The organism is uncultured Winogradskyella sp., from assembly GCF_947501905.1.
GTDB lineage: Bacteria > Bacteroidota > Bacteroidia > Flavobacteriales > Flavobacteriaceae > Winogradskyella.
The window spans coordinates 255,192-278,999 of the sequence record NZ_CANMXL010000001.1 but is presented as its reverse complement, the minus strand read 5'-3'; the positions used below and the strand labels follow the sequence as shown (position 1 = coordinate 278,999).

The following is a 23,808-nucleotide window of genomic DNA, read 5'->3' as shown; positions in this document are numbered from 1 at the left end:
CTAAGAGTGTTGAGGTTCTGAACAAGAGTCGAACTGGTCAGGAGTTTTGCCACAGAAACCACAAGCTTCGCCTTCTCGGTTAAGCATTGGGTTTTGACTAGCGCAAGTGCCAGCAAATTCTCCATCTTTTTTTGCCCATATTTTTATAGCTATACCAGCTACAGCTAATAGCAAAAGACCTAATGTTATAATTAACAACTTCATTGATGAATGAATATTTATTAAATTTAGACAAAGATAAACCTTTTAAACTATAAGTTATATCTAAATCTGAGTGACTTTTAGTAGAGTAAGGTCTCTTAATAATTATTACTAACTAACACTATTTTAATTATGAAAAAATTATTTGCAGAATTTTTTGGAACATTTTGGCTTGTATTTGGAGGTTGTGGTAGCGCAATTTTTGCTGCAGCATTTCCGGAGTTGGGTATTGGGTTTGTAGGCGTATCATTAGCTTTTGGTCTTACGGTTTTAACCATGGCATATGCAGTAGGTCATATTTCTGGTGGACATTTTAATCCAGCAGTTTCGCTAGGTTTATGGGCAGGAGGAAAATTTGAAGGCAAATCACTGCCAGGTTATATTGTTGCTCAGCTTATAGGCGCAATTGCAGCAGCAGCAGTGCTTTATTTGATTATAAGTGGTAAAGCTGGATTTACAGATGTTGGAGGTTTTGCATCTAATGGCTATGGAGATTTATCTCCTGATGGATATAGTATGCAATCTGCTCTAATTGCCGAGTTTGTTTTAACTATGTTTTTTTTATTAATAATTCTTGGGAGTACAAATCAAAGAGCTCCTAAAGGTTTTGCGCCAATTGCTATTGGGTTAGGTTTAACTTTGATTCATTTAATTAGCATACCAATTACAAATACTTCTGTTAATCCTGCACGTTCAACAAGTCAGGCTTTGTTTGCGGGAGGAGATTACACTGGTCAATTATGGTTGTTCTGGTTGGCTCCTATAGCTGGTGCTATTGTTGCTGGGGTTATTCATAAAGCATTCTTTGATAAAGAATAAATTTTTATAATATAAAAACAAAAAAGCCCACTTTACAAATGTGTAAAATGGGCTTTTTTTAGTCATTAATCTATTTATTTGTCTTTTAGAGAAATTTCAGCAACTTCTTGCTCTTCAGAAGAGATTTCTCCATTTCTGTTTTCTATTGTTATACTTAATGCTAAAGCATCTTCCATGTATGGTATGGGTTTGAGTGTACGTTGATAATCTTCTAATGCGCCTAGGCTTACCATTTTGTCTTCTAACTCAACTCTTAACTGATAATACTGGTCTTCTGATAGCTTAGGAAGTGATACCACATCAATCATAGATGTTCTTTCTACAGGATTGATATAGGCTACAGTTTCTAAATCTTTAGCACGTTCGTTACCTCTTAATACGTATTTTTTGGAATCAGGATTATTCAACTTTTCAAGTTGAAGCGCCAATGCATCTAACTTGGAATTATTTTTATCAATATCACCTCTTAAATCAAAAATTTCATCGACAACGATATTGTTTTCGTTATTTAAAGCTTGATTTTTTTGATATAAAACAAAACTCCATGTTGCGAATGCAAAAGCAACTATACTAGCCGCAACGCTATACCAAGGTGTTTTTTGCCTTGGCATGGCTATTATTTTTGGAGCCTCTTTAGTAGATTCTAAAATTTTATTTAAAACACCAAGAGGCGCTTCAACGGCGTTAGCTTTTGCGACAATCTCTAAATTGTCTTGTAGTTTTTCAAAAACTTTAGCAATTTCAGCATGATTATCTATAAGGTGTTCTATTTCCAAATTTTCTGCAATGGAAGTGTCACCTACTAAATAACGCTCTAGTAAGCCCGATTGTAAAAAAGAATGTAGTTTTTCTTCCATAATAATTATTTTAAAAATCGTAGACCTTTTTTAGTTCTCTTAATCCTATTTTTAGTCTAGACTTTACAGTTCCAAGCGGAATATCCAACTCATCACTTGCTTCTTGTTGTGTCATACCTTCAAAAAATAAGGCATTTAATACAATTTGATATTTTTTTTCTAACCCAGCAACATGCTCTTTAATATCTATAACATCTTGATTAAGCTTTGTGCCTGGGAGAATATATACGTTTGATTTGTCTATTTGGACTTCTTTATGAAATCTGTTGTTAAAACTTCTTAGTTTATCTATAGCTGTATTACGAGCAATCCTAAAGAGCCAAGTAAATAATTTTGCTTTAGTTGGGTCGTATTTTTGAGCGTTTTTCCAAACTTTAATAAAAGTTTCTTGAAGAGCATCTTCTGCAATCTCTTCATTTTTTGTCACCTTGAGTATTGCGCCATACAAACTGTCTGAATAGTTTTCGTATAACAAGTTCAGCGCATATTGGTCATTGCGCTTTAAAAGTTGTATGATACGTTGTTCTATGTTATTACTCAATGTTATTAATTTAGTTTAGTGCGTTAGGGCTGCGGCACTTTTAAAATTAAATAATATTTACTTCAGTTTCTATTTTTATATTAAATAATCGCAATACAGTTTGCTGTATAAGCTTTGCTAGAGCATAAATGTCTTTACCTAACGCGTTTTCGTAATTAACGAGAACTAAGGCCTGCTTATTATGTACACCATAATCTCCAAAACGTTTTCCTTTAAAACCAGCTGTTTCAATTAGCCAGCCAGCGGGGACTTTTATTTCTGATTCTGAAATCACATAATGCGGTGCATTTGGAAAATCTTTTTGAAGTTTTTTAAATTCAGTCTTAGAAATCACAGGATTTTTAAAGAAGCTTCCGCTATTCCCTATCTTTTCGGGGTCGGGTAATTTACTCTGTCTAATATTAATAACTGCTTTCGATATATCTTTTATATTAGGATTTGTTATTCCTAAATCATCTAATTCAGACTTAATGGCACCGTAATCGATATTTAATTTGTGATTGCGTTTTGAAAGTTTAAGTTTTACACTAGTTATTATGTATTGTCCTTTTAAATCTTGTTTAAAAACAGACTCTCTATAGCCAAAATTACAATCTTTATTAGTGAAAGTTATTGTCTGTTGTGTTGAAATATTTATGGTTTCACATGAATGAAAAGCATCTTTTAATTCAACACCATATGCTCCTATGTTTTGAATTGGAGCGGTGCCAATATTACCAGGAATAAGCGAAAGATTTTCTATACCACCAAGATTATTGTCTAGACACCACAACACAAATTCATGCCAGTTCTCACCAGCTTGCGCTTCAACAATAGCGTAATCATCTTTTTCTTCAATTATTGCTATGCCTTTAAGATTAAGATGTAGTACCAGCGCTTCAACATCTTTAGTAAGCAACATATTGCTACCGCCACCAAGTACAAAAATTGATTTTGAAGCTTCAGCTTTTAAAACTTCTTTTAAGTTGTCTACACTTTGGATATTGACATACCTTTTCGCTTTGGCATCAATACCAAACGTGTTAAAAGTTTTTAAGGATACATTTTCCTGTATGTTCATTTAATCTTTGTAGATTTTTAAAGCTTCTCCTATAATTTTAACGGCTTTTATTAGGCTTTCTTCTTTAAGTACGTACGCGATTCGTATTTGGTTTAGACCAACATTTGGAGAGGAATAAAAACCAGCAGCTGGTGCTACCATAACTGTCTCATTTTCAAAAGAAAAATGCTCTAGAAGCCATTGTGCAAATTTGTCGGAATTTTTAACAGGAAGTTCTGCAATGCAATAAAATGCACCGTTTGGTTTTGCTACTTTAACACCTTCAATTTTCTTTAATTCAGAAATTAAAGTATCTCTTCTGCCAACATACTCATTAATAACTTCGGTAAAGTAGGAGTTTGGAGTATCTAATGCAGCTTCACTTGCAATTTGTGCTAAAGTAGGTGGGCTTAATCTTGCTTGAGCATATTTTAGAGCAGTTTGTATGAGTTCTTTATTCTTTGAAACCAGGTAACCTATGCGAGCACCACACATGCTATAGCGTTTTGATACAGAGTCAATAACAATAGCATGGTTGTCTAAGCCATCTTCTTGTAAAATAGAGTAGTGATTAATACCATCATATACAAACTCGCGGTAAACTTCATCCGCAATTAAGAAAAGGTCGTGCTTTTTAACTAAGGTTGCTAACTTCTTTATTTCTTCTTTTGAATATAAATAACCAGTCGGATTTCCTGGGTTACAGATAAGAATGGCTTTTGTTTTTGACGTGATAAGCTTTTCAAAATCTTCAATTGGTGGTAAAGCAAAATTATCTTCAATTTTAGAAATTACAGGAACTACATTAACGCCAGATGCAGTTGAGAAACCGTTGTAGTTGGCATAAAATGGCTCAGGAATAATAATTTCGTCATCCTTATCCATAATGCTGCCAAACGCAAATAAAAGTGCTTCGCTACCACCAGTAGTTACAATAATATCATCGTGTTTTACAGAGATATCATATTTAGAGTAGTAATTAGCAATTTTTTTTCTATAATTTTCAGAACCTTCAGAACGCGAATACGCTAAGATATCAAGTGTTGTATTCTTTATAGCATCTAATGCCACTTGAGGAGTTTTTATATCTGGTTGACCTATATTGAGATAGAAGACTTTTTTTCCGTCTTTAACTGCTTGTTCTGCATAAGGCACAAGTTTTCTTATTGGAGATGATGGCATTTTATGACCTTTTTCTGAAATCTTTGGCATAACAAAAAATCTTAAAGTTTGTTTAAAAATTTGATGCAAAATTAAGCTATTGCTTCTAGAATTGTATTTTTAATTTTAATGAATATTCGTTTTAAATATATAATACCATTAGTAACTTTATTTTTCTGTTTTTTATTACAAGGTCAAAATAGCTTTAACCTTCCAGTTGCTAAAAGTTCAAAAATTAGATTTCAGCTGATTAATAATATCATAGTAATGCCTGTGGAGTTAAATGGTGTGAAACTATCTTTTGTGCTAGATACTGGTGTTAGCCGTCCTATACTTTTTAATCTCGTAAATATGGATTCTCTTCAGATTAAAAATACTGAGCGTGCTTATTTAAGAGGGCTGGGAAGTAATGGTACAATACAAGCTGTAAGATCTAAAGGCAATATAATTAAGATAGGAGAAGCTATTGCAGTTAATAGAGATGTCTCCATGGTGTTTGATCCAAGTATCAATTTTACACCAAGATTAGGAGTTCCCGTACATGGTATAATTGGTTATGATGTATTCAAGGATTTTATTGTTGAGGTTAATTATAGTTCTAAATACATAAGGCTGTATAAATCTAGATTTTTCAAAATGAAAAAATCATCTAAATGGAAAAACCTACCTATTGAAGTTATTGATAAGAAACCCTATATAAATGGGTCCGTAAGTTTAAATTCTAATGAAATACCTGTTAAGCTTCTCATGGATACAGGGAGTAGTGATGCACTTTGGTTGTTTGAAAAGAGCCATGAACATATTAAGGTGCCAAAAGAGAGATATTTTGAAGATTTTTTGGGAAAGGGATTAAGTGGGCCAGTATATGGTATGAGGTCTAAAGTAGAGTCTTTTAATCTAGCTTCTTTTTCACTTGAAAGAGTTAATGTAGCTTTTCCGGATTCAATTTATTTGAGTATTGCAAGAAATTTTAAGGCTAGAAATGGAAGCGTATCTGGAAATATTTTAAAGCGATTTAATATGTTTTTTGATTACAAAGGGGGTAATCTTTGGATAAAGAAAAATAGTAAATTCAAATCAAATTTTTACTATAATAATAGCGGGATAACCCTTGAGCAAAGTGGGTTTAGAGTTGTAAAAGAGAAATTTAGAAAAAATAATTTTGATGCGTATGGGAGCCAAGGTCTTGATGGGACTCAAGGTGTAGACCTTATAGATACCTATCGATATGCATTAAAACCATCTTTTAGGATTGTAGAACTTCGTGAGTCCTCAAATGCAAAAGCTGCTGGAGTTGAAATAGGAGATATTGTTTTATCTGTTAATAATAAAGAGACTAGTAGTTTAAGCCTTCAAGAAGTTAATAAATTCTTTTACAATAAAAAGGGTACAGTTTTAAGAATCAGAGTAGAAAGGAATGGAAAAATACTTTCATTTAGGTTTAGATTAGATGATGTGTTCAAAAAAAAGAGCCCTCAAATTGAAGGCTCTAATTAAAAAATAGTTGTAATTTTTTATTGCTCAACCGAGCTTTTGTTTTTCTTTTCTAAAACACTAGTCTTACTCGGGTCAATCACTAGGCCTTTTATTTTTAAGGCTACCGTAGGAGTATCAGCATTAGAGATAACAGTAATTGTTTTTCTAATAGGATTTACTCTCTTAGTGTCATATTTTACTTCAATCTCTCCTTTTTCACCTGGCATAATAGGGCCTTTAGGTTTCTTAGGAACTGTACATCCACAAGTAGATTTTACACTAGATATAATTAATGGTGCATTACCAGTATTTGTAAATTCGAATGTACGAACACCATCGGCACCTTTTTCAACTGTTCCGTAGTCTATTGTCGTAGTTTTAAATTCAATCTTTGCAACCTTCTTGTCTTGAGCATTTAAACCCAAGCTCATCACGCCAATAAATAAAATTGTAATTAATTTTTTCATCACTTTAATAATTAAATTATTCAATTCAAAATTATGTACTTTTTGTTTCTCATCAAAATTAATACGTTGTAATACATAACTATTTAACAATATATACACTTTTTAGGCACATTATCTCCGCATTTATTCTTCAAAAAAAGAAATATAAGTACTTTTGTAGGTTATTAGCAAAAACGATACCAGAAAATGGAAATTCCTTCAAAATATAGTGCTTCAAGTGTAGAAAGTAAATGGTACGACTATTGGATGAAAAACAATTATTTTCATTCAAAACCAGACGAAAGAGAGCCTTATACCATAGTCATTCCTCCTCCAAATGTTACGGGAGTATTACATATGGGACATATGTTGAATAACACTATTCAAGATGTTTTAATACGTCGAGCACGTTTATTAGGTAAAAATGCTTGTTGGGTTCCAGGAACGGACCATGCATCTATTGCCACTGAGGCTAAGGTTGTTGCTAAATTGAAGGCGCAAGGTATCAACAAAAATGATTTAACTCGTGAAGAATTTTTGAAGCATGCTTGGGAATGGACAGAAGAATATGGAGGCGTTATTTTAGAACAACTTAAAAAACTAGGGTGCTCTTGTGATTGGGATAGAACCAAGTTTACTATGGACGATGATATGTCCGAAGCTGTAATCAAGGTTTTTGTTGATTTATACAACAAAGGCATGATTTACAGAGGTTATCGTATGGTAAATTGGGATCCTGAAGCTAAAACTACCTTATCAGATGAAGAGGTGGAGTATATTGAAAAACAAGGAAAACTATACTATATCAACTATAAAATTGAAGGCTCTAATGAGGTTTTAACCATTGCTACAACAAGACCAGAAACTTTATTAGGAGATACAGCTATTTGTGTTAATCCTAATGACGAAAGACATACAAACCTTAAGGGGAAGAGAGCTATTGTACCAGTAAATAATAGAGTTATTCCAATTATAGAAGACGAATATGTAGATTTAGAGTTCGGTACAGGTTGTCTTAAGGTGACTCCAGCTCATGATGAAAACGATAAAGTACTTGGCGAAACTCATAATTTGGATGTCATTGATATCTTTAATGAAGACGCCACTTTAAATTCTTACGGTTTACATTACGAAGGCAAAGACCGTTTTGTTGTACGTAAAGAAATTGTAAAAGAACTTGAAGCTCTTGGTGTTATTGTAAAGATTGAAGATTATACCAATCGTGTTGGTATTTCTGAACGAACTAAAGCCATTATAGAACCAAGGCTTTCGGATCAATGGTTTTTGAAGATGAAAGATTTAGCACAACCTGCTATTGAAGCTGTTTTAGAAACTGAAGATGTAAAGTTATACCCAAAACGTTTTAATAATACATACCGTCATTGGATGGAAAATATACGGGATTGGAATATCTCACGTCAGTTGCGTTGGGGACAACAAATACCTGCATATTATTATGGAGATGGCAAAGAAGATTTTGTAGTAGCTGAAAATATCCAACATGCTGTTGAATTAGCAAAAGTAAAAACGAGTAACCAAGATTTAACTGCTGACAATCTTCGTCAAGATGCAGATGCATTAGATACTTGGTTTAGCTCATGGCTTTGGCCAATTAGTGTTTTTGATGGGATTCGTAACCCTGAAAACGAAGAAATTAATTATTACTATCCTACGAACGATTTAGTTACCGGACCAGATATCTTATTCTTTTGGGTAGCACGTATGATTGTTGCGGGTTATGAATATAAAGGGAAAAGACCTTTTGAAAATGTATACCTAACAGGTTTAGTAAGGGATAAGCAAAGACGAAAAATGTCTAAACAACTAGGGAATTCGCCAGATGCATTAAAATTGATAGGAGATTATGGTGCTGATGGTGTAAGAGTTGGTTTACTATTGAGTTCTGCGGCTGGTAATGATTTAATGTTTGATGAAGAGTTATGTAATCAAGGTAAGTCTTTTGCTAACAAAATTTGGAATGCCTTCCGACTAGTAAAAGGTTGGGAAGTTGCAGATATTGAGCAACCAGAATCTTCAAGATTAGCATTAGATTGGTATAAAGCTAGATTCCAAAAGGCAATAGCTGATATGGAAGATAATTATAGCAAGTATCGTTTGTCTGATGTGTTGATGACGAGTTATAAATTAATATATGACGATTTCTGTGGTTGGCTTTTAGAGATGGTTAAGCCTGCTTACGGTCAGCCAATAGACCTAAAAACATTCAATGCCATTATAGAAGTTTTTGAGGATAATCTTAAAGTGTTGCATCCGTTTATGCCATTCTTAACAGAAGAAATTTGGCAGTTTATGGCAGAGAGAACGCCTGAGGAAGCTTTAATTATCTCAAGATATCCTAAAATAAAAGCTTTTGATTCTGAAATAATTGAAGATTTTGAGCTAGTTAAAGAAGCGGTTTCTGGGATTAGAACTATTAGAAAAGAAAAGAATATTACCTTTAAAGATGCCATAGAATTATCTGTGATTAATAAAGAGAATTTAGATGCATCTTACAACTCAGTAATTGCTAAAATGGGTAATATATCAAACCTAAAAATTGTAGATAAACCTGTTGAAGGTGCGTTGACATTTAGAGTAAAGTCTAACGAGTATTTTATACCAATGGCAGGTACGATTAATGTAGAAGACGAAATTAAGAAGCTTACCGAAGAGTTAAACTATACGCAAGGCTTCTTAAAATCTGTACAGAAAAAACTGTCTAACGAGCGTTTTGTAAATAATGCTCCGGATCAAGTTGTCGCTTCAGAAAAAAAGAAAGAAGCTGACGCCTTAGCTAAGATTGAAACTATAGAAAAAAGTTTAGAGAGTTTAAACTAAACATCATAAATTTTAGAATTTAAAAGAAGCCTTTCATTTTTTAATGTTAGGCTTTTTTTTACCATTCATTTATTTTATTACTATCTAGCTTTATAAAAATAAAAAGTAAAATGGTAAAACTCCAAAGCCCTGAGCCGCCATAACTAAAAAAGGGTAGAGGAATCCCAACGGTTGGTATTAAGCCCATGACCATACCAATATTTATGGTAAAATGTACAAAGAGTATTGAGGCAACACCATAGCCATAAACACGGCTAAATTGAGACTTTTGCTGCTCAGATAGATAAAGAATTCTAACAATGAGTATAATAAATAGAATCACAACAAAGCTAGAACCAAGGAAGCCCCATTCTTCACCTACAGTACTAAAAATATAATCGGTGTCTTGTTCTGGCACAAACTTACCTGTAGTCCGTATGCCTTGCATAAAACCTTTACCAGCAAAACCTCCTGAACTAATGGCTTCTTCTGACTGAATCAGGTTATAGGCTTCACGTTTTTTCATTAGTTCTAACTTGGCCGGGTCTTTTTCTAATCGTAACCAAAGACTAATTCTATTTTGCTGATGAGGCTTTAAACCATGGTTATAAAATAGTTTTACACCGTAAGCAAATACAGTAGCAATAAGAAGAATAGCTATTGGTTGGAGTAAGGAGGTTCTCTTTTTTCGTTTTAAAAAATATAACCCAAAAATGATAATTGCTGTAGATAATACGGTTATAGTGATACCAAACTTTAAAGCGAGTACAGCTAAGAAGATTAAAGAAAAGCCTATTAAAACATAAATTTGCTGTAAACCTTCGCGATAAAACACAAAGAAGAAAGCACCATAAACTAATGTACTTCCTGCATCATTTTGTAGCAGTATTAATAAAGCGGGTAAAAAAATTAGCGCTACTGCTTTTAGCTGGTCTTTTATGGTTTTAAGATTGGTTTGTATATCGCTAATATGCTTTGCTACAGCCAATGCAGTAGCAAACTTTGCAAATTCACTAGGTTGAATGGTCATACTCCCAATGCCATACCATGAGCGCGCACCATTTATATCTTTTCCAAAAATAAAAAGGCCTAATAAAGACAGAATAGCAACGATGTATATAATACTAGAAAAACGCTCGTAGAATTTGGCTTCAAAAGAAAGAATCAAAACGATTAGAACAATTGAAAGCCCTATAAAAACAAGTTGCTTTCCGTAGGATTGATTCATATCAAAATAATTGGTAATTTCACCGGTATGCGAAGCAGACATAATATTTAAATAACCAAAGCCGACCAAGAGGAGATAAACAATAATTATTATCCAATCGAATCTATAGCGTTTTTGATTTTCCCTTATCATTTGCCGTCAATTTTCGCTTTTAGATATTTAAGCGCTTCAAATTCTTCTTCAGGAATAATCTCTAAAGTAGTCTCTCTATTTATTTTAAAAGGTGCTCCAGAATAAGGTTTTTGATATTCGTGCTCAAGAGAATGTTTAAGTACAAAGTTTTCTAAATCTGTTCTAGAAATTTCATTCTTAAGATATTTTTCAATCATTAAACTTGCCATTTTACCTGCAAAACGACTCCCAAAATAACCGTTTTCAATAAAAACAGCAATAGCTATTTTAGGATTGTCTTTTGGTGCAAAGGCCACAAAAATTGAATGATCTGTCAGCTGTGTTTTTACACTATCGATAATAGCAAAATTTTCAGCGGTTCCTGTTTTACCACAGATTTCAATTCCTGGAACTTTTACATATTTTGCTGTTCCTTTATTATAGACATCAAACATGCCTTGCACTACAGGTTCAAAATGTTGTTTGTCAATTGTCGTGTAATTCGGTGTAGTGTATTTTGATGGAATAGTATCGTTTTCAATTTCTTTAATAATATGCGGTGTGTAATAATAACCACGATTACCAATAGTAGCAGCCATGTTTGCAAGTTGAATTGGTGTTGCTAAAACTTCACCTTGACCAATGGCATTAGAGATTGTAAATGTTGGATACCATTTGCCTTGGCCGTGAGCGCGATTATAGGTGTTTGATGTTGGTATTTTTCCAGGTTGACCGACGGATAAATCGTTCCCTAAATAATTTCCAAGTCCAAAACTCCGAACATGATTACTCCAAACGTCCATTGACTTTGCTGAAGAATCATATTTGTTCATGATTTTTAAATAAACATTTGCAAAGTAGGCGTTGCAAGATTCGTAGATGCCCAAATTCATATTGGCAGGACTACGATGCGCATGGCATCCCATTTTTCGGTTTCCGTAGTTAAAACCCATGCTACATCTAAAAGTGTCATTGGTATCGACAACACCTTCTTGTAAACCAATAAGAGCATTAATAGTTTTAAATGGTGAGCCCGGTGGATACATGGCTTGTAAACCTCTATCAAATAAGGGTTGCGAAAGACTATCGTTATATAGTTTGCTAAAGTTTTTTGAGCGATCTCTGCCAACTAATAAATTTGGGTTATAAGTTGGGCCAGAAACCATAGCTAATATCTCACCACTACTTGGTTCAATAGCTATAATGCCACCACGTTTATTAGTCATTAAAAGCTCACCGTATTCTTGCAATTTGGAATCGATGGTTATGGTAATATCTTTTCCAGGTTGCGCAATGGTATCATTAGCACCGCCTTCAAAAGGACCAATCTCTCTATTAAACCTATCTTTTTGAATAAATTTTATGCCCTTAATACCTCGAAGTGTTTTTTCATAAGTCTTTTCTACACCTTGTTTGCCTATTAAATCGCCTTTTCCATAATAGGCATCATTATTTATAATGGTTTGGTTTACTTCTCCGATATCTCCTAAAACATTAGCGCCAATAGTTTTTCGATAAGTTCTTATTGAACGTTTTTGAATATAGAACCCATCGTATTTTCGCATTTTTTCCTGTAAAACAGCATAATCGTCTTTTGATAAATTAGAGAGGAAAACATAGGGTAACCTTGGAGAGTAGTTTTTTGCTTTATTATAGGTTTTTATGAAATCTTGTTTTGTGATTTTTAATAATGAACAAAATTCTAAAGTATCAAGAGGTTCTACTTCACGTGGAATTACCATAACATCATAAGATGGTTGATTGGCAACTAAGAGCTCACCATTTCTGTCATAAACATAACCCCGTTTTGGATAAGTAAACTCTTTCCGTATAGCTGTATCTTCTAAGGGATTGTATGTTTTTGATTCATAAACCTGAAGATAGTATAGTCTTGAAATAAAAGCTATACCAACAATAATAACAAGCGATAAGAGTAATAGTTTTCTCATTTGCGAGGCTTAAATAGTAAAATAAGCAACAAACTTAGTGATACTGTGAAAATACTAGAAAATAACGCTTTTTTTAATAAAAGAATTATCTGAGAAATGTTAAAAATTTCAAGATAAAATAGAATGAGATGATGGAGAATAACACAACCGCTTACGTACATTATTAATGCTCCAATTTCTGAATTACCAAACTTTAATGTTTGATGGTCGTACAAAGTCCCAAAGGCATACTTTAAAAAGACAGGTCTTGCAAATGCTAAAAAGACAGAGGCTCCAGCATGTACACCACCAGAATCTAGAAACATATCTACAAGAAGCCCCAAATTAAAAGCTAAAACTAAGAACAGTAATCTATTATTCTTAACAGGAAATAATAGAATAAATATAACATAGATATAAGGATTAATGTAGCCTAGTAAGTTAATATTGTTACAAATAGTTACTTGTACTAATAGCAAAACAATAAATCTTATAATATTTGAAGCCAAGCTGCTATTCATTATTTAAGGCTTCTAAGGTTTTTAATTCTTCGATATCATTGTTTTTAATAATGTATACATGTTGCAAAGTGGTCATGTCATTAAACAATCGTACTTGTATAATGTAAGTGTCTCCGCCAGCATCTATTGTGTATTTTTCAACTACACCAATACCAAGGCCTTTAGGGAATATGGCAGATTGCCCACCTGTGACTATAGTATCTCCTATAGTTACATTTGCGAATTTTGAAACATCTTCTAACTGTACTATATACGGAGAAGCTTCATTCCATTTTAACGAACCACTTTGGTTTGATGTTTTCAGCATAGCGTTGATTCTGCTTTTCTTGCTTAAAATTGATAGCACAGTCGAAAACTTCTTTGAAGTATTATCTATAATACCAACTATTCCTTTAGAGGTGATTACGCCAAAATCTTGTTGTATACTATCTCGCTTTCCTCTATTAATAGTCAAATAATTATTAGGAGAATTATAGCTATTCTTATAAACTTCTGCAGAAACAATTTTGAACCTTTTATCAATGAGACTGGAATCTATTGCAGTATTCTGTGGAGTTTTGACTGTATTGAGAAGTTCTTCGCGAAGCTTCTTGTTTTCTTCAACAAGAATGGTGTTTTGTTCTTTTAAATCAAAATATTGACCAACACTATTAACTGTACCATATACACCACCAGTTAAACTATTGGCAGAGTTTATAAACTGACTTCTGTGATACGAATGGGATTGTATTGTGAGGGATAATGCAATACCAAAGAGTAATAAAAACAATAGAAATGTTTTGTTTCTAATTACAAAATTGAAAATTTGCTGCATTATTTAACTCTATTTAATCAATACGCTTTTGTATTTTGCTAGGTTTTTTAGAGTAATTCCTGTTCCACGAACTACCGCTCTTAAAGGGTCTTCTGCAATATAAACTGGTAAGTCTGTTTTTTGAGATAAACGTTTATCTAAACCTCTAAGCATAGATCCACCACCAGCTAAATAAATACCTGTATTGTAAATATCTGCGGCTAATTCTGGAGGTGTTTGGGATAAGGTCTCCATTACAGAATCTTCAATTCTTAAAATAGATTTGTCTAATGCCTTTGCAATTTCGCGATAAGAAATTTGCACTTGTTTAGGTTTACCTGTTAGTAAATCACGCCCTTGAACACTCATGTCTTCTGGTGGCAAATCTAAGTCTTCAGTAGCTGCACCAATCTGTATTTTAATTTTTTCTGCAGTACGGTCACCAACATAGAGGTTGTGCTGTGTACGCATGTAATAGATAATATCATTTGTAAATACATCACCAGCAACTTTAACAGATTTGTCACAAACAATACCACCAAGAGCAATTACAGCAATTTCTGTTGTTCCGCCACCAATATCAACAATCATATTTCCTTTTGGCTGCATAATATCTACACCAATACCAATAGCTGCTGCCATTGGTTCATGAATCAGATATACTTCTTTACCATTTACACGTTCACAAGATTCTTTTACTGCTCGCATTTCAACTTCAGTAATACCAGAAGGAATACAAACTACCATGCGAAGTGAAGGATTAAAAAGCTTTTTCTTTAAGGCAGGGATGTTTTTAATAAACAAGTTTATCATTTGCTCCGAAGCATCAAAATCTGCAATTACACCATCTTTTAGAGGACGAATCGTTTTGATATTCTCATGCGTTTTACCTTGCATCATATTGGCTTCTTTACCAACTGCAATTATTTTTCCAGTAAGTCTGTCTCTTGCAACAATCGATGGACTGTCAACGACAACTTTGTCATTGTGAATAATTAATGTGTTTGCGGTACCTAAATCAATGGCTATTTCTTCTGTTAGGAAGTCAAAAAATCCCATGCGTTTTTATAATATTTTGGGGTGTGTATTCTCTTAAATTATTGGCTGTACGTAAATGTAATAAATTATACGGTATTTCTAGCTCTATAGACGTTTATTGCACGCTTTTTTTTTGAAGCATTTTAAAACCTTAAAAATTTATTCAAAATAGTTCTGTTTTAAAACAAATTCTAATGCTTAAAATGACGTGTTCCAGTGAATACCATAGACACATTGTTAGCATCGCAATAATTGATGCTTAATTCATCTTTTATAGAACCACCAGGCTGAATTACAGCTTTAATACCTGCATTATCCGCAATCTCTACACAATCAGGAAAAGGGAAGAATGCATCACTGGCCATCACAGCACCTTTTAAATCAAAATTAAAAGATTGTGCTTTATGTATAGCTTGGTTAAGTGCATCTACACGACTGGTTTGTCCTGTTCCACTGGCACATAATTGTTTATTCTTAACTAAAACAATGGTATTAGATTTTGTGTGCTTGCAGATTTTTGAGGCAAAAATTAAGTCCTCAATATCTGAATCTGAAGGTGTAGTTTTAGTCACTGTTTTTAAATCTTCTTTAGCATCTGTTTTTGCATCTCTTTCTTGAACTAAGGCGCCGTTTAGGCATGTTCTTACAGTTGTTTTTGGAAGTTCAATATCGTTAAGAATTAAAAGAATTCTATTTTTCTTCCCTTTTAAAATTTCTAAGGCTTCATCACTAAAAGAAGGTGCGATAACAACTTCACAAAATAGTTTATGAATTTCTTCAGCTGTTGCTTTATCAATTTCAGTATTAGAAATTAAAATACCTCCAAAAGCAGAAACTGGGTCACCAGCTAATGCATCAACATAGGCTTGATTGATAGAATTGCGTTGCGCAAAGCCACAAGCATTATTGTGTTTTAAAATGGCGAAAGTTGGTGCTTCATTTTTAAACTCTAAAATTAAATTTACGGCTGCATCAACATCTAAAAGATTGTTATAACTCAATTCTTTACCGTGAAGTTTAGTAAACATGGCATCAAAGTTGCCAAAGAAAAAACCTTTCTGATGTGGGTTTTCACCATAACGTAATACTTTGCCTTTAGTCTCACTAATTTTTAAAACTGCTAGTTCATGATTATTGAAATAATTAAAAATTGCAGAATCGTAATGTGATGACACGTTAAATGCTTTTGTTGCAAAACGTTTTCTGTCTTCTTCGGAAGTTTCACCATTTTTAGAATTTAGAAGTTCTAAAAATTCAGCATAATCATCAACAGATGATACACAAGTAACATCAGCATAATTTTTTGCAGCAGCTCTAATTAATGAAATGCCTCCAATATCAATTTTTTCTATAATATCTTGGTTGCTTGCGCCAGATGCAACAGTTTTTTCAAATGGATATAAATCTACTATAACCACATCTATTTGTGGTATTTCAAATTCTTTTAGTTCTGCAACATCGCCTTCATGGTTTTGACGATTTAGGATACCACCAAAAACTTTTGGATGTAATGTTTTTACTCGACCTCCAAGTATTGATGGGTAAGAAGTTACATCTTCTACTGGTATGACATTAATACCTAAATCTTTAATAAATTTTTCAGTACCTCCAGTAGAGTAAATAGTGACGCCAAGGTCGTTAAGTTTTTTTACGATTGGTTCTAAGCCATCCTTACTAAATACAGAAATTAGCGCTGATGAAATGGTTTTGTTGCTCATGGTGTTGTGTTGTGAAATTTGAAAGGCATAAAAATACTCATAACTCCAAAAAAAGAAGACCAAAAAAAGCACTTTGTTTCAGTTTTTTGTAACATTAAATTGTTGAAAACGTCTTATCGGTATATTTATAGAAAATTAAAGGCTAATGCTAGTATATCTTCGCCTATTTAAAGAGAGTTTTTCTTTTGCTTTAAATGCATTACGAAACAATAAACTCCGTACATTTTTATCACTGTTAGGTGTTACTGTTGGTATCTTTTCAATAATTGCAGTTTTAGCTGCGGTCGATTCTTTAGACCAAAATATAAAAGGCAGCCTCGAAGGTCTTGATAAAAACACTATTTACCTTACAAAATATTCATTTGGTCCAACTCAAGTCCCTAGGTGGAAGCGCGAAAATTATCCTCAAGTAGATTATGATGATTATGAGTTTATAAGACGAAATATTATAGATGTAGAAGCCACTGCTTATGTGATTTTTGGAGGTGCTGAAACCATTAGATATCAAGCAGAAACCTTAACTAATGTAGAAGTGACACCTATTTCTGAAGGCATTTATATCATAGATAATCTTAAAATTTCTCAAGGGCGCTTTTATTCTGAATTAGAATCTGAGACTGGAGCTCCGGTAATTGTTCTAGGATATACACTTGCTGAAAACTTATTTGGTAATGATAATCCCATTGGCAAACAAATAAGGGTTTACGGAAGAAAACTATCCGTCATTGGTGTCTTAGATAAATATGGAACTGGTCTAGGTGATTCGCCAGATGGTAAAGCTTTTGTGCCAGCTAATTTTGTACGTCGATTTAGGAATGGAGGTGCAAACGGATTGCCAGGCGCAGTGGTAATAAAACCAAAAGCAGGAACAGATATTGGTGCGTTTGAAAGTGTTTTAAAACAAAAATTTAGAGTATACAGAGGTCTTAAAGCAGATGAAGAAGATGACTTCTTTGTAAATAAACTCGCTGGCTTAGTATCTTTTGTAGATAGTATTATTGGTGTTATGAACGGTATTGGTTGGATGATAAGCTTATTTTCACTCTTAGTTGGAGGTTTTGGTATTGCCAATATTATGTTTGTGAGTGTAAAAGAGCGTACCAATCTCATTGGTATTCAAAAGTCCTTAGGTGCTAAAAATAGATTTATTATGTTTCAGTTTTTATTTGAAGCGGTAATACTAGCTATTGTCGGAGGTCTGGTTGGGTTAGGATTAGTTTGGGTTATGACATTAATTGCTTCAAGTTTTTCTGGCGATTTTGAATTTGTACTATCACCATACAATATGTTGTTAGGATTTGGGCTTTCTTCTGTAATTGGCTTAATTTCAGGTGTTCTTCCAGCTATTCGGGCTTCACGTTTAGATCCTGTTGAAGCGATTAGAACAGGAATGTAAATTCCATAAATCTTTTTTAAGCTTTCTGTAACAGTTTTTTGAGTTAGAGACTATATCTTTAATTCCTATAAAATCAACCCTAAATGTTTGTCTATTTAAGACTATTAAGAGAGAGTTTTTCTTTTGCTTTTAATGCACTTCGTAATAATAAGCTACGTACGTTTTTATCGTTGCTAGGTGTAACAATCGGTATCTTTTCTATTATAGCTGTGCTTGCAGCTGTTGATTCTTTAGATAGAAATATTAAGTCGCAATTAAGCTCTTTAGATAGCAATACCATGTATTTGGCGCGTTTTTCATTTGGTCCTACTGATGTACCGAGATGGAAACGACAACAATTTGATAAGGTAAATTTCACGGAATACAATTATTTAAAAGATAATCTTACAGGAGCAGAACATGTAGCATATCAATTATTTGTACGACCAGAAAGTGTACGATATGAATCTGAAGTTGTTAGTAATGTGAATACAGTTGTGGTATCTCATCAATTTGCAGATATACAAACTCTAGAGTTCTCAAAAGGACGTTTTTACAATGAGTCCGAATCTAATTCAGGAAAACCAGTTATTGTTATTGGTGATGAAATTGCTAATTCGCTTTTTGGAGAATTAGAACCTATTGGGAAACGCATTCGGCTTTACGGACAAAAGTTTACGGTGATTGGTGTGGTTAAAAAAGAAGGTTCTGGGTTGTTTGGAGATAGTAATGATGTGTCTATTTTTCTTCCAGCAAATTTTGTAAGGAATCGATATGGCGATAATAATCGTAACATTAATAATATTGTTATTATAAAACCAAATCCTGATGCTGATATTGATGAATTGAAGGCTGAGGTCACACAAATAATGCGTAACCGCCGAGGTCTTAAACCAAATGAGATTGACACCTTTTTTATTAGCGTTATTTCTGGGCTTAAAGCAGCAATTGATGGTATTATTGGTAGTATGAATTTTATTGGCTGGATGATTAGTATTTTTTCACTACTAGTTGGTGGTTTTGGTATCGCTAATATTATGTTTGTGAGTGTAAAAGAACGCACCAATCTTATAGGTATTCAGAAATCTTTAGGAGCAAAGAATAGATTTATTATGTTTCAATTTTTATTTGAAGCGGTAATCTTAGCTATTGTCGGAGGGTTAGTTGGACTTTTAATGGTTTGGTTAGGTACTTTGTTTGCCAATAGTATTACCGAAGACTTTAATTTTGTGCTTTCGCCTCAAAATATTTTTCTAGGCTGCTCAATCTCTTCACTCATAGGACTAATATCCGGAGTAATCCCAGCATTAAGAGCATCACGTTTAGATCCTGTTGAAGCAATTAGAACAGGTATGTAGAAATGAATTTAGTCTATTAGCTTAGACACTTCTTTACAAACAAACTCTAGAAAACGTTCATCAGCTTCTGTAAATGGGTCAGCAGTATTAGAGTCTATATCTATTTGACCTATATTTTCTCCATTTACAAAAATAGGGACAACGATTTCAGCTTTTACAGTGATACTGCATGCTATATAGTTGTCTTGTGCCTTTACATCTGGTGCCACAAAATTCTTATTACTAACAGCAACTTGTCCACAAATACCTTTCCCAAAAGGTATAATTGTATGGTCTGTTGGCTCACCCACGTAAGGCCCAAGCTTTAATTCGTGCTTGTCACCGTTTTTAAAATAAAACCCAACCCAGTTATAATATGTTATATTTTCTTCTAGTAGTTCACAGATTTTTAAAAGCCTCTCGTCAACAGTTATTGATGCATTAGAAGTGATGTTAGTTATTTCGGGTTTTAATTCTTTAAATGTCATTTTCAATAAAAATTTTGGTAAAAATATCTAAAAAGTGCTACTTTCAAATTCCAATTCTATAAATTTAACAGCACGCTAACATAAGTCTTCATTTGAGGTCATTACTTACAAAATATAAATTGGTCATTCGCTTTATCTTAACATTCGTTTTGGTATATGGTGTTTTGTCTATAGGCTACAAATTTTATTTAGATTTTTCTGAAGATTCTAAATACTATCCGGATTATATGACACATTTAGTAGGTAAGCAAACAGAATCTATCTTAACTGGTTTCGGTTACAGGACTAACATTGTGCCTCATACTGAGGAATCTTCTTTGATGGTGTTTGTAAATCAGAAATATTTAGCGAGAATTATTGAAGGATGTAATGGTATGAGCGTTATCATTTTATTTATAGCATTTGTTGTATCGTTTAGAGATACCTTTAAGCGTACGTTTCTGTTTATATTAGCAGGCAGTGTATTGATATATGCTGTTAATCTCATTAGAATTGTGCTACTGACTGTTGGGTTGTACAAATATCCATGGCGAAGCGAAGTCATGCATGAGGTTATTTTTCCTTTAGCTATTTATGGTATGGTCTTTTTACTATGGATGTTTTGGGTTAGACACTTTTCAATACAAACTAAATCGGCAAATGTCTAAGACGCTATCATATATTGTGGCTTTTGTGCTTTTGGGTTTGCTAATTTTAGTAAGAGCTTTTGAAGATACTTTGTTTTATGATCCATACTTATTGTTTTTTGAGAATGATTATTTATACATCGATAGCCCAAGGCGAGAAGTAGCAAAATTGGTGTTCTTTACCTCATTGCGTTATCTTATAAATACACTGTTGTCTTTAGGTATTATTTATTGTGCTTTTAAAGATAAACAGATGATAAAGTTTTCGACTTTAGTTTATGCCGTAGCGTATTTATGCTTCTTGATTCCGTTTTTATATTTTGTAATAAACCCACGACAAGAAGATTACTATTTGTTCTTTAATGTACGTCGTTTTCTTATTCAACCGATTCTACTTCTTTTACTATTACCTGCGCTGTACTATTATAAGCTAAAGCGTTAAGAGATTTATAAATTAAATAGCCTGTAAAGCGATTTTTAGTAATTTTGCATCGTGAAATATATAGTATCACATAAAATATTTGCTGTAGCATTATCTGCTTTAGTATTGCTTTCAACGTTTTCTTATACCGTTGAAAAGCATTACTGCGGTAATACTTTAGTTGATGTTGCGGTATTTTCTGAAGTAAAAGGTTGCGGAATGGAAGTAAAAAACACTTCTAAAAAAATGAAACCTTGCTGTAAAGATGTTGTTGATGTTATTGAAGGTCAAGATGAATTAAAGACAGTCACTTTTGATGATATAGAGTTTTCTAATCAGCTATTTATTTCAACATATGTATATTCGATAGCCTCTCTTTTTGAAAGCCTTCCTAAACGAATCATTCCTAATAAAGATTACTCACCACCGAATATCGTATATGATATTCAGCTCCTGGATGAGGTCTTTTTAATTTGATGTTTGTTCTTTTTCAATCAAAAGAATAAGAAACAATCTTGTTTCAATTTATAACATCAAAACAATTTAAATGAAAACATATATTTTATACTGTGCTATATTTTTGGCTGGTATAGTTCATGCTCAAGACAAGCTAGAAGGTGTAATCTTTGAGACTGTCGATGACAAAGAGCTGCCGCTTGCTGGAGCCAATGTTTTTTGGCTAAACACTAGCGTAGGAACAATGACCGATGAGAATGGTGCTTTTTCTATTGCTTATCAATCGTCATATACAAAACTTATAGTTAGTTATGTGGGTTTTAAGACTGATACATTGACGGTTACATCAAATAAAAAAATCCGTCATGTATTGCGATCCACCTCAGATTTAGATGAGGTAACTATTACATCTCGAAAATTAGCAACAGCTAAATCCTATTTAAAAGCTACTAACACCTTTACAGTAAGTAGTGATGAGTTGCTTAAAGCGGCTTGTTGTAACCTGTCCGAAAGTTTTGAAACTAACCCATCAATCGATGTTAATTTTGCTGATGCTGTTTCGGGAACTAAGCAGATAAAAATGCTAGGGCTTAAGTCGCCTTATATTTTAATTGCTACTGAGAATATTCCAAGTATTCGAGGTGCTGCACAAGCTTATGGTTTGAGTTTTATTCCTGGAACATGGGTGCAAAGTATACAAGTAACTAAAGGCGCAGGAAGTGTTGTTAATGGCTATGAAAGTATTGCTGGACAAATTAATGCAGAGCTTGTAAAACCATCGTCTGACAACCGATTTTTTGTAAACGCCTACGGAAATGCAAGCGGAAGACTTGAACTCAATACACATCTTAATCATAAACTATCCGATAAATGGAGTACAGGCCTATATCTACATGGCAATGTTAGAAATCAGGAGTTTGATAAAAATGATGATTCATTTCTGGATGTGCCATTAAAACAACAAATTAATATTATGAATCGTTGGCAATACACCAACGGAGAAAAAGGAGTCGTCAGTTTTATAAATCTAAGATATCTTAATGACGAAACCCAAGCTGGTCAAGTCGATTTCAATCCAGATACAGATAGAGGAACAACAAATGCATGGGGAAGCGAAATTAATACGGAGCGTTTTGAAGTTAATACCAAACTTGGTTATGTTAACCCAGAGATTCCATATCAGAGTTTAGGGTTTCAGACATCTTACAGTTATCATAAACAAGATTCTTATTTTGGATTAAATACTTATGATATAAAACATAGTAGCTTCTATTCTAATCTGGTATATAATAGTATTATTTCAGATTCTCGTCATAAAATTAAAACAGGAGTGAGTTTTACATTCGACGATTACGATGAGCTAGTAAACACTGCTATTTTTGAACGTAAGGAGAATTCTATTGGAGGCTTTTTTGAATATTCTTATGACGATTTAGACAAGCTAACACTTACGGCAGGAGTAAGGGCAGACCAACACAACAGGTTTGGCTTTTTTGTAACACCAAGATTGCATTTGCGTTATGCCGCTTGGGAAAAATCAGCGATACGTTTGTCTGTGGGCCGTGGCATAAGAAGCGCCAATATATTTGCAGAAAATCAGAATATGTTTTCGAGTTCTAGACAAATTAACATTGCTAATTCTGGTGGAAAAATTTATGGATTAGATCCAGAAATTGCATGGAATTATGGTGTAAGTTATTTGCAAGGTTTCAACTTGTTTGAGCGAAAAGGTGACATCACGTTCGATTATTACCGTACAGATTTTCAAAACCAGGTGGTGGTCGATTGGGAGAATCCTTTTGAAATCAACTTTTATAATTTAGATGGTAAAAGCTTTGCTAATAGTTTTCAGGTTGAAGTGAACTACAACCTTTTTGAAAATTTTGATTTAAGAACCGCGTACAAGTTTTATGATGTACAGACCGATTATAATTCTGGACGTTTGCAAAGACCATTAACACCTAGGCATCGCTTTTTTGCTAATGCAGGTTACGAAACCAATGCAACAGAAAACAGAAGTCAATGGAAGTTTGATGCGACTTATAATTGGCTGAGCGAGCAGCGTTACCCAAGTACAAGTTTAAGTGCGCCGCAGTTTCAATTACCAGAAGAAACGCCAACTATTGGAACATTAAACTTACAAGTCACTAAAGTGTTTTCACCTAAGTTCGAAGTTTATGTTGGTGGCGAAAACGTAACCAATGTAAGACAGTCAGACCCAATTATTAGTGCAAATAACCCATTTGGTTCAAATTTTGATAGTAACTTTGTGTATGGTCCAATTTTTGGAAGCATGTATTATGCGGGCCTACGCTATAAAATAAAATAACATGAAAGCCCATAATGGGCATTATGCAGGCTATGGTTAATGCCCGTCGAAATAATTAAATAAATGAACTAGAGTTCATAGC

22 protein-coding genes are annotated in these 23,808 nt (G+C 33.4%); 9 read left to right on the top strand and 13 right to left on the bottom strand.

The genetic code is table 11. The annotated features are described in order from the left end of the window. A complete protein-coding gene (locus tag Q0770_RS01350; RefSeq protein WP_188373709.1) occupies positions 1 to 204 on the bottom strand; it encodes a membrane or secreted protein in 204 nt (67 codons plus the stop codon). Between the two features lie 129 nt (positions 205 to 333). On the opposite strand from Q0770_RS01350, the gene aqpZ reads away from it, so the two are divergent. Beyond that, the gene (gene aqpZ, locus Q0770_RS01345; protein WP_299113218.1) at positions 334 to 1,020 is read left to right on the top strand and encodes an aquaporin Z; all 687 of its coding nucleotides are present in this window, start codon (positions 334 to 336) and stop codon (positions 1,018 to 1,020) included. 74 nt (positions 1,021 to 1,094) lie between these two features. Here aqpZ and Q0770_RS01340 read toward each other — a convergent pair whose 3' ends face one another. From Q0770_RS01340 to Q0770_RS01325, 4 genes are read right to left on the bottom strand one after another with little or no spacing between them, the layout of a single operon-like run. Further along, entirely contained in the window at positions 1,095 to 1,877 is a 783-nt protein-coding gene (locus tag Q0770_RS01340) for an anti-sigma factor domain-containing protein (RefSeq protein WP_299113216.1), read from the bottom strand. 10 nt (positions 1,878 to 1,887) lie between these two features. Further along, positions 1,888 to 2,418, bottom strand: coding sequence for an RNA polymerase sigma factor (locus Q0770_RS01335; RefSeq protein ID WP_299113214.1), 531 nt, complete (start codon positions 2,416 to 2,418; stop codon positions 1,888 to 1,890). 46 nt (positions 2,419 to 2,464) lie between these two features. Continuing rightward, positions 2,465 to 3,478 (bottom strand): UDP-N-acetylmuramate dehydrogenase, encoded by a 1,014-nt coding sequence (gene murB / locus Q0770_RS01330; protein WP_299113213.1) that lies wholly within the window; start codon positions 3,476 to 3,478, stop codon positions 2,465 to 2,467. Continuing rightward, a complete protein-coding gene (locus Q0770_RS01325; protein WP_299113212.1) occupies positions 3,479 to 4,669 on the bottom strand; it encodes a pyridoxal phosphate-dependent aminotransferase in 1,191 nt (396 codons plus the stop codon). It lies immediately after the preceding gene. A gap of 78 nt (positions 4,670 to 4,747) precedes the next feature. Here Q0770_RS01325 and Q0770_RS01320 point away from each other — a divergent pair, with 78 nt between their 5' ends. After that, positions 4,748 to 6,115: an aspartyl protease family protein gene (locus tag Q0770_RS01320; RefSeq protein ID WP_299113211.1), complete on the top strand. Its 1,368-nt coding sequence runs from the start codon at positions 4,748 to 4,750 to the stop codon at positions 6,113 to 6,115. Between the two features lie 17 nt (positions 6,116 to 6,132). Here the strand turns inward: Q0770_RS01320 and Q0770_RS01315 are convergent, their stop codons facing one another. Beyond that, entirely contained in the window at positions 6,133 to 6,561 is a 429-nt protein-coding gene (locus Q0770_RS01315) for a DUF1573 domain-containing protein (RefSeq protein WP_299113210.1), read from the bottom strand. 186 nt (positions 6,562 to 6,747) lie between these two features. Between Q0770_RS01315 and Q0770_RS01310 the strand changes: the two genes are divergently transcribed. Further along, positions 6,748 to 9,378, top strand: coding sequence for a valine--tRNA ligase (locus Q0770_RS01310; RefSeq protein WP_299113209.1), 2,631 nt, complete (start codon positions 6,748 to 6,750; stop codon positions 9,376 to 9,378). Positions 9,379 to 9,436: 58 nt separating this feature from the next. Here the strand turns inward: Q0770_RS01310 and rodA are convergent, their stop codons facing one another. The 6 genes from rodA to purH all read right to left on the bottom strand — a co-directional run bounded on the left by rodA (position 9,437) and on the right by purH (position 16,694). Beyond that, entirely contained in the window at positions 9,437 to 10,717 is a 1,281-nt protein-coding gene (gene rodA, locus Q0770_RS01305) for a rod shape-determining protein RodA (protein ID WP_299113208.1), read from the bottom strand. After that, entirely contained in the window at positions 10,714 to 12,645 is a 1,932-nt protein-coding gene (mrdA, locus tag Q0770_RS01300) for a penicillin-binding protein 2 (protein ID WP_299113207.1), read from the bottom strand. Before mrdA ends, rodA begins: the two co-directional genes overlap by 4 nt. Beyond that, complete coding sequence (locus Q0770_RS01295; RefSeq protein WP_299113206.1) at positions 12,642 to 13,145, bottom strand: rod shape-determining protein MreD; 504 nt, start codon at positions 13,143 to 13,145, stop codon at positions 12,642 to 12,644. The genes mrdA and Q0770_RS01295 overlap by 4 nt, the downstream gene beginning before the upstream one ends. Next, complete coding sequence (gene mreC / locus Q0770_RS01290; RefSeq protein WP_299113205.1) at positions 13,138 to 13,959, bottom strand: rod shape-determining protein MreC; 822 nt, start codon at positions 13,957 to 13,959, stop codon at positions 13,138 to 13,140. Before mreC ends, Q0770_RS01295 begins: the two co-directional genes overlap by 8 nt. Before the next feature lie 9 nt (positions 13,960 to 13,968). Beyond that, a complete protein-coding gene (locus Q0770_RS01285; RefSeq protein ID WP_188373722.1) occupies positions 13,969 to 14,997 on the bottom strand; it encodes a rod shape-determining protein in 1,029 nt (342 codons plus the stop codon). Between the two features lie 170 nt (positions 14,998 to 15,167). Further along, positions 15,168 to 16,694: a bifunctional phosphoribosylaminoimidazolecarboxamide formyltransferase/IMP cyclohydrolase gene (gene purH, locus Q0770_RS01280; RefSeq protein ID WP_299113204.1), complete on the bottom strand. Its 1,527-nt coding sequence runs from the start codon at positions 16,692 to 16,694 to the stop codon at positions 15,168 to 15,170. Between the two features lie 145 nt (positions 16,695 to 16,839). Between purH and Q0770_RS01275 the strand changes: the two genes are divergently transcribed. Then, positions 16,840 to 18,090, top strand: a complete 1,251-nt coding sequence (locus Q0770_RS01275) for an ABC transporter permease (RefSeq protein ID WP_299113203.1) — start codon at positions 16,840 to 16,842, stop codon at positions 18,088 to 18,090. Positions 18,091 to 18,173: 83 nt separating this feature from the next. Next, positions 18,174 to 19,427 (top strand): ABC transporter permease, encoded by a 1,254-nt coding sequence (locus tag Q0770_RS01270; RefSeq protein WP_299113202.1) that lies wholly within the window; start codon positions 18,174 to 18,176, stop codon positions 19,425 to 19,427. A gap of 8 nt (positions 19,428 to 19,435) precedes the next feature. Here Q0770_RS01270 and Q0770_RS01265 read toward each other — a convergent pair whose 3' ends face one another. Continuing rightward, positions 19,436 to 19,894 (bottom strand): GAF domain-containing protein, encoded by a 459-nt coding sequence (locus Q0770_RS01265; RefSeq protein WP_299113201.1) that lies wholly within the window; start codon positions 19,892 to 19,894, stop codon positions 19,436 to 19,438. A gap of 92 nt (positions 19,895 to 19,986) precedes the next feature. On the opposite strand from Q0770_RS01265, the gene xrtF reads away from it, so the two are divergent. From xrtF to Q0770_RS01245, 4 genes are all read left to right on the top strand, one after another. Further along, on the top strand, positions 19,987 to 20,541 hold the full coding sequence (gene xrtF / locus Q0770_RS01260; protein WP_299113200.1) for an exosortase family protein XrtF: 555 nt from the start codon (positions 19,987 to 19,989) through the stop codon (positions 20,539 to 20,541). Beyond that, positions 20,534 to 20,962, top strand: coding sequence for an exosortase F system-associated protein (locus tag Q0770_RS01255; protein WP_299113199.1), 429 nt, complete (start codon positions 20,534 to 20,536; stop codon positions 20,960 to 20,962). The genes xrtF and Q0770_RS01255 overlap by 8 nt, the downstream gene beginning before the upstream one ends. Before the next feature lie 51 nt (positions 20,963 to 21,013). After that, positions 21,014 to 21,418, top strand: coding sequence for a hypothetical protein (locus Q0770_RS01250; protein ID WP_306420448.1), 405 nt, complete (start codon positions 21,014 to 21,016; stop codon positions 21,416 to 21,418). Between the two features lie 70 nt (positions 21,419 to 21,488). After that, positions 21,489 to 23,726: a TonB-dependent receptor gene (locus Q0770_RS01245; RefSeq protein WP_299113198.1), complete on the top strand. Its 2,238-nt coding sequence runs from the start codon at positions 21,489 to 21,491 to the stop codon at positions 23,724 to 23,726. Positions 23,727 to 23,808: the final 82 nt, after the last annotated feature.

What these genes read in the sequence shown, in the direction of transcription:
- Q0770_RS01350 (WP_188373709.1), bottom strand. Translation starts at nt 204, where the DNA reads ATGAAGTTGTTAATTATAACATTAGGTCTTTTGCTATTAGCTGTAGCT.
- aqpZ (WP_299113218.1), top strand. Translation starts at nt 334, where the DNA reads ATGAAAAAATTATTTGCAGAATTTTTTGGAACATTTTGGCTTGTATTT.
- Q0770_RS01340 (WP_299113216.1), bottom strand. Translation starts at nt 1,877, where the DNA reads ATGGAAGAAAAACTACATTCTTTTTTACAATCGGGCTTACTAGAGCGT.
- murB (WP_299113213.1), bottom strand. Translation starts at nt 3,478, where the DNA reads ATGAACATACAGGAAAATGTATCCTTAAAAACTTTTAACACGTTTGGT.
- Q0770_RS01325 (WP_299113212.1), bottom strand. Translation starts at nt 4,669, where the DNA reads ATGCCAAAGATTTCAGAAAAAGGTCATAAAATGCCATCATCTCCAATA.
- Q0770_RS01320 (WP_299113211.1), top strand. Translation starts at nt 4,748, where the DNA reads ATGAATATTCGTTTTAAATATATAATACCATTAGTAACTTTATTTTTC.
- Q0770_RS01315 (WP_299113210.1), bottom strand. Translation starts at nt 6,561, where the DNA reads ATGAAAAAATTAATTACAATTTTATTTATTGGCGTGATGAGCTTGGGT.
- Q0770_RS01310 (WP_299113209.1), top strand. Translation starts at nt 6,748, where the DNA reads ATGGAAATTCCTTCAAAATATAGTGCTTCAAGTGTAGAAAGTAAATGG.
- rodA (WP_299113208.1), bottom strand. Translation starts at nt 10,717, where the DNA reads ATGATAAGGGAAAATCAAAAACGCTATAGATTCGATTGGATAATAATT.
- mrdA (WP_299113207.1), bottom strand. Translation starts at nt 12,645, where the DNA reads ATGAGAAAACTATTACTCTTATCGCTTGTTATTATTGTTGGTATAGCT.
- Q0770_RS01295 (WP_299113206.1), bottom strand. Translation starts at nt 13,145, where the DNA reads ATGAATAGCAGCTTGGCTTCAAATATTATAAGATTTATTGTTTTGCTA.
- mreC (WP_299113205.1), bottom strand. Translation starts at nt 13,959, where the DNA reads ATGCAGCAAATTTTCAATTTTGTAATTAGAAACAAAACATTTCTATTG.
- Q0770_RS01285 (WP_188373722.1), bottom strand. Translation starts at nt 14,997, where the DNA reads ATGGGATTTTTTGACTTCCTAACAGAAGAAATAGCCATTGATTTAGGT.
- purH (WP_299113204.1), bottom strand. Translation starts at nt 16,694, where the DNA reads ATGAGCAACAAAACCATTTCATCAGCGCTAATTTCTGTATTTAGTAAG.
- Q0770_RS01275 (WP_299113203.1), top strand. Translation starts at nt 16,840, where the DNA reads ATGCTAGTATATCTTCGCCTATTTAAAGAGAGTTTTTCTTTTGCTTTA.
- Q0770_RS01270 (WP_299113202.1), top strand. Translation starts at nt 18,174, where the DNA reads ATGTTTGTCTATTTAAGACTATTAAGAGAGAGTTTTTCTTTTGCTTTT.
- Q0770_RS01265 (WP_299113201.1), bottom strand. Translation starts at nt 19,894, where the DNA reads ATGACATTTAAAGAATTAAAACCCGAAATAACTAACATCACTTCTAAT.
- Q0770_RS01255 (WP_299113199.1), top strand. Translation starts at nt 20,534, where the DNA reads ATGTCTAAGACGCTATCATATATTGTGGCTTTTGTGCTTTTGGGTTTG.
- Q0770_RS01245 (WP_299113198.1), top strand. Translation starts at nt 21,489, where the DNA reads ATGAAAACATATATTTTATACTGTGCTATATTTTTGGCTGGTATAGTT.